Origin of the sequence: Thioclava sp. F1Mire-8, assembly GCF_002213165.1 — a bacterium.
In the GTDB taxonomy this organism is placed as follows: Bacteria; Pseudomonadota; Alphaproteobacteria; order Rhodobacterales; family Rhodobacteraceae; genus Thioclava; species Thioclava nitratireducens.
Genome location: NZ_NBNY01000001.1, coordinates 801,773 through 816,438 on the forward strand (window position 1 = coordinate 801,773; position 14,666 = coordinate 816,438).

12 protein-coding genes are annotated in these 14,666 nt (G+C 66.0%); 5 read left to right on the top strand and 7 right to left on the bottom strand.

The window, feature by feature from the left end:
- The first annotated feature begins 7 nt into the window (after nucleotides 1–7).
- Genes nrdI through nrdF form a run of 3 tightly spaced genes read left to right on the top strand, consistent with a single transcriptional unit; the run spans nucleotide 8 to nucleotide 3,557 of the window.
- Nucleotides 8–430: a class Ib ribonucleoside-diphosphate reductase assembly flavoprotein NrdI gene (nrdI, locus tag B6V75_RS03745; protein ID WP_088718770.1), complete on the top strand. Its 423-nt coding sequence runs from the start codon at nucleotides 8–10 to the stop codon at nucleotides 428–430.
- Nucleotides 400–2,571 carry a class 1b ribonucleoside-diphosphate reductase subunit alpha gene (gene nrdE / locus B6V75_RS03750; RefSeq protein WP_346393645.1) on the top strand — a complete coding sequence of 724 codons (2,172 nt, stop codon included), beginning with the start codon at nucleotides 400–402 and terminating at the stop codon, nucleotides 2,569–2,571. The genes nrdI and nrdE overlap by 31 nt, the downstream gene beginning before the upstream one ends.
- 8 nt (nucleotides 2,572–2,579) lie before the next feature.
- A complete protein-coding gene (gene nrdF / locus B6V75_RS03755; RefSeq protein WP_088718772.1) occupies nucleotides 2,580–3,557 on the top strand; it encodes a class 1b ribonucleoside-diphosphate reductase subunit beta in 978 nt (325 codons plus the stop codon).
- A 19-nt stretch (nucleotides 3,558–3,576) separates the two neighbouring features.
- On the opposite strand, the gene B6V75_RS03760 is transcribed toward nrdF, so the two are convergent.
- The 7 genes from B6V75_RS03760 to B6V75_RS03790 all read right to left on the bottom strand — a co-directional run bounded on the left by B6V75_RS03760 (nucleotide 3,577) and on the right by B6V75_RS03790 (nucleotide 9,897).
- Nucleotides 3,577–4,362 carry an amino acid ABC transporter ATP-binding protein gene (locus B6V75_RS03760; protein WP_075774680.1) on the bottom strand — a complete coding sequence of 262 codons (786 nt, stop codon included), beginning with the start codon at nucleotides 4,360–4,362 and terminating at the stop codon, nucleotides 3,577–3,579.
- Nucleotides 4,359–5,039 (bottom strand): amino acid ABC transporter permease, encoded by a 681-nt coding sequence (locus B6V75_RS03765; protein ID WP_075774679.1) that lies wholly within the window; start codon nucleotides 5,037–5,039, stop codon nucleotides 4,359–4,361. Before B6V75_RS03765 ends, B6V75_RS03760 begins: the two co-directional genes overlap by 4 nt.
- A gap of 72 nt (nucleotides 5,040–5,111) precedes the next feature.
- The gene (locus tag B6V75_RS03770) at nucleotides 5,112–5,882 is read right to left on the bottom strand and encodes an amino acid ABC transporter substrate-binding protein (RefSeq protein ID WP_075774678.1); all 771 of its coding nucleotides are present in this window, start codon (nucleotides 5,880–5,882) and stop codon (nucleotides 5,112–5,114) included.
- A gap of 241 nt (nucleotides 5,883–6,123) precedes the next feature.
- Nucleotides 6,124–6,879, bottom strand: coding sequence for an ABC transporter permease (locus tag B6V75_RS03775; RefSeq protein ID WP_088718773.1), 756 nt, complete (start codon nucleotides 6,877–6,879; stop codon nucleotides 6,124–6,126).
- Nucleotides 6,876–7,811, bottom strand: a complete 936-nt coding sequence (locus B6V75_RS03780) for an ABC transporter ATP-binding protein (RefSeq protein WP_088718774.1) — start codon at nucleotides 7,809–7,811, stop codon at nucleotides 6,876–6,878. Before B6V75_RS03780 ends, B6V75_RS03775 begins: the two co-directional genes overlap by 4 nt.
- Nucleotides 7,808–8,980: an ABC transporter permease gene (locus B6V75_RS03785; protein ID WP_088718775.1), complete on the bottom strand. Its 1,173-nt coding sequence runs from the start codon at nucleotides 8,978–8,980 to the stop codon at nucleotides 7,808–7,810. Before B6V75_RS03785 ends, B6V75_RS03780 begins: the two co-directional genes overlap by 4 nt.
- Nucleotides 8,981–8,991: 11 nt before the next feature.
- Nucleotides 8,992–9,897, bottom strand: coding sequence for an ABC transporter substrate-binding protein (locus B6V75_RS03790; protein WP_088718776.1), 906 nt, complete (start codon nucleotides 9,895–9,897; stop codon nucleotides 8,992–8,994).
- 226 nt (nucleotides 9,898–10,123) lie between these two features.
- On the opposite strand from B6V75_RS03790, the gene B6V75_RS03795 reads away from it, so the two are divergent.
- Both B6V75_RS03795 and B6V75_RS03800 read left to right on the top strand, forming a co-directional pair.
- On the top strand, nucleotides 10,124–11,512 hold the full coding sequence (locus B6V75_RS03795; protein ID WP_168174438.1) for an efflux RND transporter periplasmic adaptor subunit: 1,389 nt from the start codon (nucleotides 10,124–10,126) through the stop codon (nucleotides 11,510–11,512).
- Entirely contained in the window at nucleotides 11,509–14,652 is a 3,144-nt protein-coding gene (locus tag B6V75_RS03800; RefSeq protein WP_088718778.1) for an efflux RND transporter permease subunit, read from the top strand. The genes B6V75_RS03795 and B6V75_RS03800 overlap by 4 nt, the downstream gene beginning before the upstream one ends.
- The last annotated feature ends 14 nt before the right edge of the window (nucleotides 14,653–14,666 follow it).

Below are 14,666 nucleotides of genomic sequence, written 5' to 3' on the forward strand. Positions count from 1 at the left end.
AGCCGCGATGGGACAGGCAAGGCTGATCTATTACTCCTCGGCCTCGGGGAACACGCAGCGCTTCGTGGAGCGGCTGGGCCTGCCCGCGCAGCGCCTGCCCCTCTCGGCGGAGGCTCCGATGCCGTACCCGCCCTGCCCCTACGTCCTGATCTGCCCGAGCTACGCCGACGGCAAGGGGCGCGGCGCGGTCGCGAAACCGGTCATCGCCTTTCTCAACGATCCCACCCGCCGCGCGGGCCTGCGCGGCGTGATCGCCAGCGGCAATCGCAATTTCGGCGCGCTCTTCGCCTGCGCGGGCGATCTGCTGGCGCGCAAGTGCAACATCCCCGTGCTCTACCGGTTCGAACTGGCGGGGACCGACACTGACATCGACCGCGTGCGCGCGGGTCTCGACAATTTCTGGAGGCTGGAATGCTCGACAGCGAAGTAAAACCGAGCGGGGCCACGGCCTCGGAATTCGCGGGGCTTGATCACCACGCGCTCAACGCAATGCTCAACCTCTATGACGCGGAGGGCAATATCCGCTTCGAGGCCGACCGGATGGCGGCGCGGCAATATTTCCTGCGCCATGTGAACCAGAACACGGTGTTCTTCCATTCGCTGGACGAGAAGCTCGGCTATCTGGTGGAGGAAGGCTATTACGACGCCGCCGTGCTGGACCAGTATTCGCGCAACTTCCAGCGCGCGATCTGGGATGCGGCTTTCGCGGCCAAGTTCCGCTTTCCGACCTTCCTCGGCGCGTTCAAATATTACACCTCCTACACGCTGAAGACCCGCGACGGGCAGCGGTACCTCGAACGCTACGAAGACCGCGTCGTGATGGTCGCGCTGACGCTTGCGCGCGGCGACGAAGCGCTGGCGATGCGGCTAATGGAGGAGATGCTGGCGGGTCGCTTCCAGCCCGCGACGCCGACCTTCCTCAATGCGGGCAAGAAGGCGCGGGGCGAATTCGTCTCCTGCTTCCTGCTGCGACTGGAAGACAACATGGAAAGCATCGGGCGCGGCATCAACTCGGCGCTGCAACTGTCCAAACGCGGCGGCGGCGTGGCCCTGATGCTGACCAATATCCGCGAATATGGCGCGCCGATCAAAGGGATCGAGAACCAATCCTCGGGCGTGATCCCGGTGATGAAGCTGCTCGAAGACAGCTTCAGCTATGCCAACCAGCTGGGCGCGCGTCAGGGTGCGGGCGCGGTTTATCTGCACGCCCATCACCCCGACATCCTGCGCTTCCTCGACACCAAGCGCGAGAATGCGGACGAGAAAATCCGGATCAAGACGCTGAGCCTCGGCGTGGTGATCCCCGACATCACCTTCGAGCTCGCGAAGAAGAACGAGGAGATGTATCTCTTCTCGCCGCATGACGTGGAGCGGGTCTATGGCTGCGCCTTCTCGGAGATTTCCGTGACCGAGAAATACCACGAAATGGTCGACGACGCGCGGATCCGCAAACGCAAGATCAACGCCCGCGCCTTCTTCCAGACACTGGCCGAGATCCAGTTCGAAAGCGGCTATCCCTACATCATGTTCGAGGACACGGTGAACCGCGCCAACCCGATCGCGGGACGGATCACCATGTCGAACCTGTGCTCGGAAATCCTGCAGGTGGCCGAGCCGTCGGAGTTCGATGAGGACTTGGGCTATGCGCGGATGGGCACGGATATCTCGTGCAATCTGGGTTCGCTCAACATCGCCAAGGTGATGGATGGCGGCGATCTGGGTGCGAGCGTCGGGGCCGCGATCCGCGCGCTCTCGGCGGTGTCGGGGATGAGTGCGATCAACGCCGTCCCCTCGATCCGCAAGGGCAACGAGGAAAGTCACGCGATCGGTCTGGGTCAGATGAACCTGCACGGCTTCCTCGCCCGCGAGCGCATCCATTATGGCAGCCCCGAGGGGATCGAATTCACCTCCGTCTATTTCGCCGCCGTAGCCTATCACGCGCTGGCGGAATCGAACCGGCTGGCCGCCGAGCATGGCCGGAGTTTCAAGGGGTTCGAGGCCTCTGCCTATGCCGATGGCAGCTTCTTCGAGAAATACGTCACCCGCGATTTTCTGCCTGAGAGCGACACCGTAACGGCCCTGTTCGACCGCTTCGGGATCACCCTGCCCACCCGCGCCGACTGGGCCGAGCTGCGCGACCGGGTCATGGAGTCCGGCCTGTGGAATCGCAACCTGCAAGCCGTGCCGCCCACCGGCTCGATCAGCTATATCAACAACGCGACCGCCTCGATCCACCCGATCACCGCGAAGATCGAGATTCGCAAGGAAGGCAAGATCGGCCGGGTCTATTACCCCGCGCCCTACATGACGAACGACAATCTCGAGTTCTACCGCGACGCCTATCAGATCGGCCCCGAGGCGATCATCGACACCTATGCGGCAGCGACCGAGCATGTCGATCAAGGTCTCTCGCTGACGCTGTTCTTCCCGGCCGAGGCCACGACCCGCGACATCAACCGCGCCCAGATCTATGCATGGCGGCGCGGCATCAAGACCATCTATTACATCCGCCTGCGCCAAGCGGCCCTCGAGGGGACCGAGGTGCAGGGCTGCGTATCCTGTTCCCTGTGAGGCCCGCCATGAAAGATCTGCACACACCCCGCCCCGTCCCCCGTGCCGTCAACTGGAACCGCCTTCAGGACGACAAGGATCTCGAAGTCTGGAACCGGCTCACGTCGAATTTCTGGCTGCCCGAGAAGGTGCCGCTGTCGAATGACATTCAAAGCTGGTCGCAGCTGACCGAGGACGAACAGACCCTGACGATCCGGGTTTTCACCGGGCTGACGCTGCTGGACACGATCCAGAACACGGTCGGCGCGCCCGCGCTGATGGCCGATGCCGCGACGCCCCATGAGGAAGCCGTGCTGTCCAATATCGCCTTCATGGAGGCCGTGCACGCGCGCAGCTATTCGTCTGTCTTCTCGACGCTTTGCAACACCGGCGAGGTCGACGAGGCCTTCCGCTGGTCGCAGGAGAACCCGCATCTGCAGGCCAAGTCGCGGCTGATCCTCGACGAATACGACGCGACGGCGAGCCCGTTGAAGCGCAAGGTGGCGAGCGTCTTTCTGGAAAGCTTCCTGTTCTATTCGGGCTTCTACCTGCCGATGCACTGGTCGAGCCGCGCGCGCCTGACCAACACGGCCGACCTGATCCGCCTGATCATCCGTGACGAGGCGATCCACGGCTATTACATCGGCTACAAGTTCCAGCGCGCGTTGGAGCGGGCGACCGAGACCGAGCGCACCGAGATCAAGGATTTCGCCTTCTCGCTGATGTTCGACCTCTATGACATCGAGGGCCGCTATACCGAGCAGCTCTATGACGGTCTGGGCCTGACGGAGGATGTGAAGCACTTCCTGCATTACAACGCCAACAAGGCGCTGCAGAACCTCGGCTACGAGGCGCTCTTCCCCGAAGAGGCGACGCGCGTGAACCCCGCGATCCTCGCCGCGCTCTCGCCCGGATCGGACGAAAACCACGACTTCTTCTCGGGCTCGGGATCGAGCTACGTGATCGGCAAGGCGGTCGCGACCGAGGACGAGGACTGGGCGTTCTGAACCCGCCGCCGCCCGCGCCTCAGACGGGGCGCGGGGCAGTATCCGGGGCTGCGGTCTCGCCGGTCGATTTCAGCGTGGCGATGAACCGCTTGGTGCGCTCGCGCTCGGGCGCATCGAAGACCTGCCGCGCCGGGCCGGTCTCGACCACCCCGCCGCTTTCCAGCACGACCACCCGCTCGGCGATCTGCGAGGCCAGCCGCAAATCGTGGGTGGCCATCACCATCGTCGTGCCCTCGCGGGCCAGCTGTGCCAGAACGTCGACGACTTCCGCCGCCAGTTCCGGATCGAGCGCCGAGGTCGGCTCGTCGCAGAGCAGCACTTTCGGCGACGGGGCGAGCGCGCGGGCAATCGCGATGCGCTGCTGCTGCCCGCCCGAAAGCGTCGCGGGCCAGGCATCGGCCTTATGCGCCATTCCGACCTTCTCCAAGAGCGACATCGCGCGTTCACGCGCCTTCGCGGCGGGCCAGTTCTGCACGGTCACGAGGCTCTCCATCACGTTCTCGATCGCGGTGCGATGCGGGAAGAGCTGGAAGTTCTGGAACACCATCCCGGTCTGTTGCCGGATCGACTGGATCTGGCCGCGCGAGAGCCGCCCGCCCTCGGTCAGCGTCACCGTGGCGTCGCCGATGGCGAGCGTGCCGCTCGTGGGCACCTCCAGCAGGTTGATGGTACGCAAAAGCGTGCTCTTGCCGCCGCCGGAGGGGCCGATCAGCGCGGTCACGGAGCCCTCAGGCAGAGACAGCGAGATCCCCGACAGAACCTCGTTCTCGCCGAACCGCTTGGTGATATTCGACAGCTCGATCATGTGCGTTCCTCCAGAAAGCCGCCATATTGGCCGAGGCGCCGTTCGAGCCGCCCCTGCAGCGCCGACAGGACCGAGCAGAGCGCGAGATAGATCAGCGCCGCCTCGACATAGAGGACGAGCGGTTCATAGGTGGTCGCGACGATCCGCTGCGCCGCCTGAAACAGTTCCGGCACGGTGATCGCTGCGGCGAGCGACGTATCCTTCACCAGCGAGATGAAGCTGTTCGACAAGGGCGGCACCGCGACGCGCGAGGCCTGGGGCACGATGGTGCGGGTCATCGTCTGCCGCCAGTTCATGCCGATGGAATAGGACGCTTCCCACTGCCCTTTGGACACCGAGGACAGCGCCGCGCGCAGGATTTCCGACGTGTAGGCGCCGACATTCAGCGTGAAGCCGATCAGCCCCGCCACGAAGGCGTCGAGCGTGATCCCGAGGCTCGGCAGCCCGTAGAAGATCAGGAAAAGCTGCACCAGAAGCGGCGTGCCCCGGATCACCCAGACATAGAACCGCACGATCCACACCAGCGGACGCGGCCCGAACAGCCGGATCACCGCGCAGAGCAGCCCGAGCGCAAGGCCCAGCGTGAAGGTGATGAGCGTCAGCGGGATCGTGAAGGTCACCGTCGCCTGCAAAAGCGGCACGAGCGATGACCACATCAGGGGCAACCAGTCAGCCATAGCGGATCCTTTCTGCAAGCCTGACGCGCCTCCGGGCTGAATCCCGAAGGCGCGCGCGGCTCGACATTCGGCTTACTTCGAGACGTCTTCCCCGAAATACTCTTCGGAGATTTTCTGGTAGGTCCCGTCGGCCTTCATCTCGTCGAGCGCCTTGTTGATCGCAGCCAGCAGGTCGGGCTGGTCCTTCGCGATGATCACGCCGGAATAGTTCGCATCGGGCATGGTCGCGGCCAGCTTCACGGGGGCGTCCGGCTTGTTCTTCTTGAAGTCGAGGAAGGACAGGCTGTCATTCACCGTCGCATCGGCGCGGTTCTGGATGACAAGCGCGATCGACTGATCGAACCCGTTCGTGCCGATCAGTTCGGCACCGTGATCCGAGGCGATCTTGCCGAAATTGCTCGAGAGCGTCTGGGCGGCGGTCTTGCCTTTCAGATCGTCGAAGCCGGTGATGTCGGTCTCGTCCTTGCGCACGATCAGCGCCGCTTTCGACGCGATATAGGGCTGCGAGAAATCGTATTTCTTCTTGCGCGCATCGGTGATGCCCACCTCGTTGATCACCGCGTCGTAGCGGTCGGCATCGAGCCCTGCGATCAGGCCGTCCCAGCGGCCTTCGAGGAACTTCACCTTCACGCCCAGCTTTTCGCCGATGGCGCGCGCGATGGCGACGTCGAAGCCGGTCAGCTTTCCGGATTCGTCATGGTAGGTGAAGGGCGGATAGGTGCCTTCGGTGCCGACGCGGAAGACGCCGTCTTTCTGGATATCAGCGAGGCTCGCGGCCTGGGCCGCGGGCGCCACGATCCCGGCGAGGGCTGCGATGGCGATGAGGGTGCGAACGGGTTTCATGCGAGATACCTCCGATAGGTCGAAGACGCCGCCGTGGGGCGCGTCGGAATGACAGGCGCCTTACCTAGTAACGCCGCAAACCGGAGTCGATGCGCCAGACAAGTATCTGATAAAATTAGTCTTTTATCCCATCTCGTCGAGCGGAATCGGAACGAATTCCATCAATGCCCTACGCGAAAGAAAGCCTGTTCCACGGCGCGCGGTCTCGGCGAAACGCTATCGTCCTTCACCGGGCCGCGCGCTACGCTTCCGCCCCGGCGGAGGGACGCCCCAGACGGCGTGTGAGGGCGGTCTCCAGCAGGCTCAGGGCGTCATAGACGAGCACCGCGAACAACCCCACGATCACGCCGCCCTGAAGGACGAAGGCCGTGTTGCTGGTCAAAAGCCCGGCGATGATCACCTCGCCCAAGGTCCGCGCGGCCACGGTGGAGCCGACCGTCGCCGTGCCGATGGCGATCACCACCGATAGCCGAATGCCCGTCAGGATCACCGGCAGGGCCAGCGGCAATTCCACCCGGATCAGGCGCTGCCAGCGGGTCAGGCCGATGCCGCGGGCGGCCTCCATCGTCGCGGGCGGCAGAGTCGAGAGCCCGGCAATGGCCGTCTCGAAGATCGGCAGCAAGCCGTAGAGGAACAGCGCCACCAGCGTCGGCCCGGCCCCGAAGCCGAGCGCGGGCACCGCCAGCGCCAGCACCGCGACGGGCGGAAAGGTCTGGCCGATATTGGTGATCGTGCGCGACAGCGGCAGAAAAGCCGCGCCCGCAGGTCGCGTCACGAGGATGGCAAGGCCCACCGCGACCAGCGTCGCCAGCCCGGAGGCCAGCGCCACCAGCCCCAGATGGCTGAGCGAGAGCGACAGGATCGAGGCGCGCTCGTAGATCACCGGCCCGCCCGCCGGGGCGAAGGGCGCAAAGACCGGCGCGAACCAATGCGGGCGCAGCACCAGCGCCAGCAGCAGCGCCACGCAGGTGGCCCGGATCGCGCCGCTGCGGCTCATGCCAGCTCCGCCGCGCGGGCGCGGATCGTCGCCAGAGTGACCCTGCCAAGCGGACGGTCGCCATCCGCCACCGGCAGCGCCTCGCAGCCGCGCCAAAGACACAGCGACAGCGCATCGCGCAGGCTGGTGTCGGGCGCGATCGGCTCGCCCTCGGCAGTGCCCTCTTCCATCACGTCCGAGACCGGGATCAACGACAAAAGCCGGAGCGGACGATCGACCCCGCCCACCATCTGCGCGACGAAATCGGTGGCGGGCTCGGCGATGATCTCGGCGGGCGTGCCATGTTGCAGAAGCTTGCCGCCATCCATCACCGCCACCCGGTCGCCCAGATGGATCGCCTCTTCCATGTCATGCGTCACCAGCACGATGGTCGACCCCAGCTGCCGCTGGATGCGCCGCAGATCGGATTGCGCCCGGGCGCGAATGATCGGGTCGAGCGCGCCGAAAGGCTCGTCCATCAGCAGCAGATCGGGCCGTGAGGCCAAGGCGCGGGCGACGCCCACACGTTGCTGCTGACCGCCCGACAGCTCCGCCGGATAACGGTCGCGAAACTGCGCGGGCTCCATCGAGAACAGGTCCAGCAACTCGTCGACCCGGGCGCTGGTCTTGTCCTTGGACCAGCCGAGCAGTTTGGGCACCGCGCCGATATTGCCCGCGATCGTATAATGCGGGAACAGCCCGTCGCCCTGAATGACATAGCCGATCCGGCGGCGCAGCTCGTGTTTGGGCAGCGCGGCGGTGGACTCGCCATTGATCCGCACCTCGCCGGAACTCGGCTCGATCAGCCGGTTGATCATCCGCAGAAGCGTCGTCTTGCCCGAACCGGAGGTGCCCACGATCACCGTGATCGTTCCGGTCTCGACCGTCATCGAAACGTGGTCCACCGCCGTCGTGTCGTCATAGAGCTTCGTGATCTCGTCGATTTCGATCATTCTTCACGCTCCGTTCGGGGGGTCGTCAGTTCGACGAGGATGTCCATTGCGATGGCCGAAACCAGCGCCAGGGCGACAGTGGGCAGCGCGCCCAGCAAGATCAGGTCGCCCGCCGTCTGGTTGAGGCCTTGAAAGACGAATGTGCCATAGCCGCCGCCGCCGATCAGCCCGGCGATCACTGCCAGCCCGATATTCTGAACCAGCACGATGCGCAGCCCGGCCAGCACTACCGGCAAGCCCAGCGGCAGTTCCACCCGCGCCAGACGCTGGCGCCATGTCATGCCCATCCCACGCGCAGCCTCGAGCGCGGAGGCAGGTGCGCTGCGCAGACCCGCCAGCACGTTGGCGACGACCGGCAGCAGCGAATAGAGGGTCAGCGCAAGGAAGGCAGGCGCGAAGCCGATCCCCGCAATACCGATCGCGCGGGCGCCGGGGATGATCCCGCTCAGCCAGCTCAGCACCGGGATCATGAGCCCGAACATCGCGAGCGAGGGGATCGTCTGCAGGAAGCTCAGCACCGGAAGCAATGCACCACGCAGCGCCGCATTGCGGTGGCACATCACGCCCAGCGGCAGGCCGATCACCGCCGCGGCCAGCAGCGAGCCGAAGGCAAGGCCCAGATGGCGCAGGCTCGCGGTGTAGAAGGCATCCTTGCGGCTCGCGAATTCTTGCGCGATAGACAGATCGCTCAGCGCCCCCGACCACAGCAGCGCCGCGACGAGCGCGATCACCAGCCCTAAAATTCCCGCCCGCGCTGCAGGCCCCGGCGACAGCGCGGAAAGCGCGTCGGCCATCATCAGCGCGAAGACCACCAGCAGGAACCAGAACCCGGCAGCCGGCGAGACACGCGCATACTCGCCCGCCTCGGTCAGCAGAAACGACGCGCCCGCGATCAGCAGCCAGACCAGTCCCGCGAGGCCAAGCGCCGCGCCCGCGATGCGCAAGTAAGGCCGCGCGGCGGGCAGGCCCAAGGCGAGCCCCAGCAGCATCAGCGCGATCCCGGGCCCCGTGACCTGCGGCGCGGCGACGGTCCACAGGGCGCGCCCCTCGCCCGCCACGATCCGGTTCGCGGCGAGCGTCAGGAAAGGCGTGAAGATCGCAGCCAGCCCCAAGAGCGCGAAGAGCACCCCGGGCGGCGAGAGGCCAGCGGTCACGCCCCGCACACGCATCGCTGCGGCGCTCAGTTCAACACCCCAATCTGCGTCAGGTAATCCTTCGCGACCGCCTCGGCGGGTTCACCGCCGACCTGGATACGGCCGTTGAGTTTCTGAAGCGTCTGCATGTCGAGCTTGTCGAAGATCGGGTTCAGCACTTCGGGGATCTTCGGATATTCCTTCAGCACCGCGTCGCGCACGATCGGGGTGGGCTCGTAGACCGGCTGCACGCCCTTGTCGTCTTCCATCACGACGAGCCCCGCCGCGCCCACGCCACCATCGGTGCCATAGGCCATCGCCGCGTTCACGCCCGAAGTGCCGCGCGCCGCCGCCTGAATGGTCGCCGCCGTGTCGCCACCCGAGAGAACCACGGTCTGATCGGGGCTCAACTTGAATCCGTAAGCCTTTTCCATCGCGGGCAGCACGGCGGGGGACGAAACGAATTCGGTCGAGGCCGCGAGCTTCACGTCACCGCCATTCGAGACCCAGTTGCCGAAATCGGACATCGTGGTGAGGTCGTTCTTTTTGGCCAGATCGCCCGTCACCGCAATCGCCCAGGTGTTGTTGGCCGGCGCGGAATCGAGCCAGGTGATATCGTTCTGCTTGTCCAGTTCGGCCGCGCGATCATGGGCCTTTGACGCATCCTTCCAGATATCGCTATCGGCCTCGTTGAAGAAATAGGCCGCGTTGCCGGTATATTCGGGATAGATGTCGATCTGGCCCGCGAGGATCGCCTTGCGAACGACCTGCGTGCCGCCCAATTGCAGCCGCCGCTCCACCGGCATCCCGGCATTTTCCAGCGATAGCGCGATGATATTGCCCAAGAGACCGCCCTCGGTGTCGATCTTGGAGGAGACGGTGATATCGGCCTGCGCGGTGGAGGCGAGTGCGCCCCCGAAGACCGCGGCGGCCAGGATAAGAGGATATTTCATGGCGTGTCTGGCTCCCTGAACAGGTGGCTGTGGTCGTCTCGAGATGTGATCTAGGTTGAGTGTAGGGCCCGGCCCGCGCCCGCCAAGCCTTGCTCCGATTGTCTTTGGTATTGAGAGGCTCGCGCCGCGCGCGTCCCCCTCCCTCCGGGGGTGCGTCACATTTACGCTAGGTCGATGCGCGAAGTTCTGGGTAGATAGTGAAATGACATGAGTGATGAGGGACATCATGGCGGGAATTGGCACGGGTCTGGCAAGGCTCGCGATGGTGGCGGTGCCGACCGCGCTCGGTGTGGCGGCGATCGTCTTTGCGGGCGATCTGAAATCGCTGCCCAGTCCGAGCGAGGCGAACCGCCCGGCGGCGCTGGTGCGGGTGATCACGCTCGCGCCCACCGAGATGATCCCGCGCGTCAGCGGCTACGGCATGGTCGCCCCGGTGCGCGAGTGGCGCGCCATCGCCCGGATCGAGGGCGATATCCGCGACATCGCAGAGCCGCTCGCGCCCGGTGACATCGTCGCGAAAGGATTGCCGCTTTTCACCATCGACGACAGCGATCTGAAACTGCAGCGCGCCAGTCTCGAGGCGCAGGTCGCCGCCTCGAAGGTCAAGGACGACACGGTGCGCACGAGCCTGGAACTGGCGCAATCCGACCTCGCGCTGGCACAGGATGAGTTCGACCGGCAGAAATCTCTCCACGATCTGGGCCGGATCACTCAAACCCAACTCGACGGGGTGCGCCGCCAACTGCTGACCGCGCAGACCAAGGTCGCCGATCTCGAAAGCCAGCTGAAGCTGAACGAGGCAGAGCGCGAAGTGCTGGATACGCAGGCGGCGACGATCGACCGTGCGATCGGGCTGTCGACGATCACGGCGCCTTTCGACCTGCGGGTCAATTCGCTCGACGCGGATCTCGGGCAATACGTCAATCGCGGTCAGGTCCTGCTGAGCGGCGAAGGCATCGAGGCCGTCGACATCTCGGCGCAATTCCCGATCGGGCGGATGGGGCCCCTGCTCCGGCTCGCGGGCGACGGCACGAAGGTCACGGATCTGAAGGCGCGGGTCACCCTGCCCGAACCCGAGCATCCCATTGTCTGGAAGGCCCGGGTCGAGCGGATGGGCGAGGCGATCGACGAGACCACGCAAAGCGCGCCCGTCGTGGTGCGGGTCGACGATCCGTTGGGTCAGGCGCAGGCGGGCGAGCGCCCGCCCCTCCGGCGCAACATGGTCGTCGCGGTGGAACTCGCCGCGCCCAAGCAGAGCCTGCTCGTCGTGCCCGCCGAAGCGGTGGCGGGTGGGAGTGCAATGGTCGTCTCCGAGGATGGGACGCTGGCGGAGCGCGCAGTTAAGACCAGCTTCGTCTCGGGCGATCTGGCGGTGATCGCACAGGGCCTCAAGGCGGGCGATCAACTGGTGATCACCGACCCGTCGATCGCGGTACCGGGCATGGCGGTGAAAGCGACCGAGGACGAGGCTCGCAAGGCGGAGATCGCCGCCGAGGCGCTCGGTCAGACACCTTCGAGCCCGCAACCGGGCAGCGGTGGCGGTGGCGGTGGCGGCGGCGGCAAAGGAGCCGCGCCCGAGGGCGACGCCGCCAAGCCCGCCGGGGCCGCGCAATGATCGCGCTTTTTGCCGGCCATCGAACGGCGGCCAATATCGCGATGATCGCGATTGCGGGCCTCGGGCTGATGGCGCTGCCGAGCCTGCAGCGCGACACCTTCCCGGCGACCCCGCCCTCGGATGTCTCGGTCCGCATCACCTATCCCGGCGCCGCGCCTTCGGAGGTCGAGACCGGCATCTGCACCGTGACCGATCCGGTCCTGACGCGGGTCGAGAACCTTGCGAAACTGACCTGCCTCGCGCGCGACAACAGCGCCCAGATCACCGCAGAGATGATCGAGGGCGCGGATATGACCCGCTTCTACAACGACATCAAGGACGCGGTGGACGGGATCAATTCATTCCCCGACAAGGCTGACGATCCGGTGGTGCAGATCGTCGAGCGCACCGCCTCCGTCTCGTCGGTGGCGGTGACCGGGCCGGACGATCCGGCGGTGCTCTACGCCTATGCCCAGAGCTTCGCCGATCAATTGCGCGCCGATCCCGCGATCTCGCTGGTCTCGGTGAACGGCTTCTCCGATCGCGAAATCGCGATCGAGTTCGACCGTTCCGCGCTGGAGCGCTTCGGGCTCGACATGGGCGCCGTGGGTGCGACGCTGGCGCGCTACAGCCTCGACATGCCCGCGGGCTCGCTCGAGGGGCGATCGGGCGAAGTCGCGATCCGATTCCTCGGCGAGAGGCGCACGCCTGCCGAGCTGGCGCAGATCCCGATTGCGGGGAGTGCTGCGGGCGGCGAGGTGCGGCTGGGCGACGTCGCCACGATCCGCGAAGGCTTCGCTGATCCCTCGCAGGCCACCTATTTCGACGGCAAGCGCGCCGCCATCGTCTCGGTCCAGAAGACCGCCTCGCAGGATGCGCTGCGGGTGCGGGCCGCGCTTGATCGCGAGATGGCGCAGGCGCAGGCCGAGGCGCCGGGCAATATCCAGCTCGCGATCTCCGCGGATTCCACGCGCAACATCGTGGAGCGCCTGCGCATCATCGGGATCAACGGGTTGCAGGGTCTGATCCTCGTGCTCGTCGCGATGTGGCTGTTCTTCGGGCTGCGCATGTCCTTCTGGGTTGCGATGGGCCTGCCGATCAGCTTCCTCGGCGCGATATTCGCGATGCAGTTCCTCGGCTACACGATCAACATGATGACGATGGTGGCGCTGTTGGTCGCGACGGGCCTGTTGATGGACGATGCGATCGTGATCTCCGAAAACATCGTACGCCGTCGGCAACAGGGCGAACCTGCGCAAGTCGCTGCCGTCAAAGGCACGATGCAGGTCTTTCCCGGCGTTCTGGCTTCCTTCCTGACCACGGCAATGGTGATCGGGCCGCTCAGCTTCCTGACCGGCAATATCGGCGCGCTGCTGAAATACATCCCCATCGTGTTGCTCATCACGCTGACGGTCAGCCTGATCGAAGCCTTCCTGATCCTCCCCGCCCATATGCGCCACTCGCTGCGCCACGACATGCGTCCCGGCCCCGTGCAGCGCGCGGTGAACGGCGCGTTTGATCGGCTGCGCGACCGGGTCATCGTGCCGCTTGCCGGGGTGGCGCTACGCTGGCGCTACCTGACCATAGGGCTCGCGATTTTCCTCGTGTCGCTTTCGATCGCGCCCTTCACCGGGGGCTTCCTGAAATACCAGAGCTTCCCGACGCTGGAGAGCGACACGGTCGAGGCGCGGCTTCTGCTGCCTGCGGGCGCACCGCTGTCGCTGACCGAGGCGCGGGTGAGCAAGGTCGTCAAGGCTCTCAAGGAGATGGATGCCGAACTGAGCCCCGCTCAACCAGACGGCCAGCCGCTCGTCCGAAGCTACACGATCACCTATGGCAGCAATGCCGACAGCCCGACCACGGGGCCGAACATGGCGACGGTGAGCGCTTCGCTGCTGCCCGCAGGGACGCGCACCACCGACGTCGGCACTGTGCTCGATCGCTGGAAGCAGTTCGTCGGCAAGATGCCCGACATGGCCGCTTTCCGGATCACCGACAAGGAGCGCGGCGCGGGCGGCAAACCGATCGATCTGCTCGTCACCGGCCCGGATCTTGGCGAACTGGCGACCACCGCGCGCGAGTTGCGCCGCTTCTTCCGCGGCTTCGACGGGGTACGCGACGTGACCTTCGATCTGCAGCCGGGCAAGCCCGAGCTGGTGGTGCGGATGAAGCCGGGCGTCGCAAACCTGCTGGGCGTGACGCCTGCCGCGCTGGCCGGTGAGTTGCGCGCGGCCTTCCGTGGCGACAGCGCGGTCAGCTTCGCCGATGCGCGCGGTCAGGTCGATATCGTGGCCCGGCTCGCGCGCTCCGAGCGGCGCGCTATCGGCGACGTTCTGGCGCTGCGAGTGCCCGGCAAGAACGGCGCGCTGGTGCCGCTCTCGGCGGTGGCGACGGTCAGCGAGACGCGCGGTTACACCACGATCACCCATGTGAACGGGCAGCGCGCGGTCTCGGTGCAGGGCACGATCGACCCGACGCGGGCCAATTCGCGCGAGCTGATGGCGGCGATGCGGGCCGATTACCTGCCCGAACTGGCGCAGAAGCGTCCCGACGTGAAGGTGCAGGTTCTGGGCGAGGAACAGGACACCGCGACCACCGGCGCGTCGCTTGCGCGTTTCATGACGGCGGGCGCGGTCGGGGTCTACCTGCTGCTGGCCTTCTACATGGGCAGCTTCATCCGACCCGTCGCGGTGATCGCGACGATCCCGCTCAGCCTGATCGGCGTCATGTGGGGGCATGTGCTGCTGGGCCTGCCGCTCTCGCTGCCGAGCCTCGTGGGGCTGGCGACGCTGGCGGGCGTCGTGGTGAACGACGCGATCCTGCTCGACGCCTTCATCGGCGAGAGACGCGCGACCGGAACCCCGATGCTCGAGGCTGGAAAGGAGGCCGTGCGCGATCGCTTTCGCGCGATCTTCCTGACCTCGCTGACGACGGTGGTCGGGCTCGGCCCGCTTTTGCTGGAGAGCTCGACGCAGGCGCAATTCCTGCGCCCGATCGTGGCGAGCCTCGCCTTCGGTCTGAGCGCGGCGACGGTGCTGTCGCTCTTCGTGACCCCGGCGATCCTCGCCGTGCTCGAGGATTTCGGCATCCGCACCGCCGATCCCGAGCCAGAGGCGCCGGAGCCTCCTGTCGAACACCCGGTCGACGCCTTGCCCGTCTGAGACGGGGCGCGAAC

What these genes read in the sequence shown, in the direction of transcription:
- B6V75_RS03770 (WP_075774678.1), bottom strand. Translation starts at nt 5,882, where the DNA reads ATGAAACCCGTTCGCACCCTCATCGCCATCGCAGCCCTCGCCGGGATC.
- B6V75_RS03760 (WP_075774680.1), bottom strand. Translation starts at nt 4,362, where the DNA reads ATGATCGAGCTGTCGAATATCACCAAGCGGTTCGGCGAGAACGAGGTT.
- B6V75_RS03790 (WP_088718776.1), bottom strand. Translation starts at nt 9,897, where the DNA reads ATGAAATATCCTCTTATCCTGGCCGCCGCGGTCTTCGGGGGCGCACTC.
- B6V75_RS03785 (WP_088718775.1), bottom strand. Translation starts at nt 8,980, where the DNA reads ATGCGTGTGCGGGGCGTGACCGCTGGCCTCTCGCCGCCCGGGGTGCTC.
- B6V75_RS03765 (WP_075774679.1), bottom strand. Translation starts at nt 5,039, where the DNA reads ATGGCTGACTGGTTGCCCCTGATGTGGTCATCGCTCGTGCCGCTTTTG.
- B6V75_RS03780 (WP_088718774.1), bottom strand. Translation starts at nt 7,811, where the DNA reads ATGATCGAAATCGACGAGATCACGAAGCTCTATGACGACACGACGGCG.
- B6V75_RS03800 (WP_088718778.1), top strand. Translation starts at nt 11,509, where the DNA reads ATGATCGCGCTTTTTGCCGGCCATCGAACGGCGGCCAATATCGCGATG.
- nrdI (WP_088718770.1), top strand. Translation starts at nt 8, where the DNA reads ATGGGACAGGCAAGGCTGATCTATTACTCCTCGGCCTCGGGGAACACG.
- nrdF (WP_088718772.1), top strand. Translation starts at nt 2,580, where the DNA reads ATGAAAGATCTGCACACACCCCGCCCCGTCCCCCGTGCCGTCAACTGG.
- B6V75_RS03775 (WP_088718773.1), bottom strand. Translation starts at nt 6,879, where the DNA reads ATGAGCCGCAGCGGCGCGATCCGGGCCACCTGCGTGGCGCTGCTGCTG.
- B6V75_RS03795 (WP_168174438.1), top strand. Translation starts at nt 10,124, where the DNA reads ATGGCGGGAATTGGCACGGGTCTGGCAAGGCTCGCGATGGTGGCGGTG.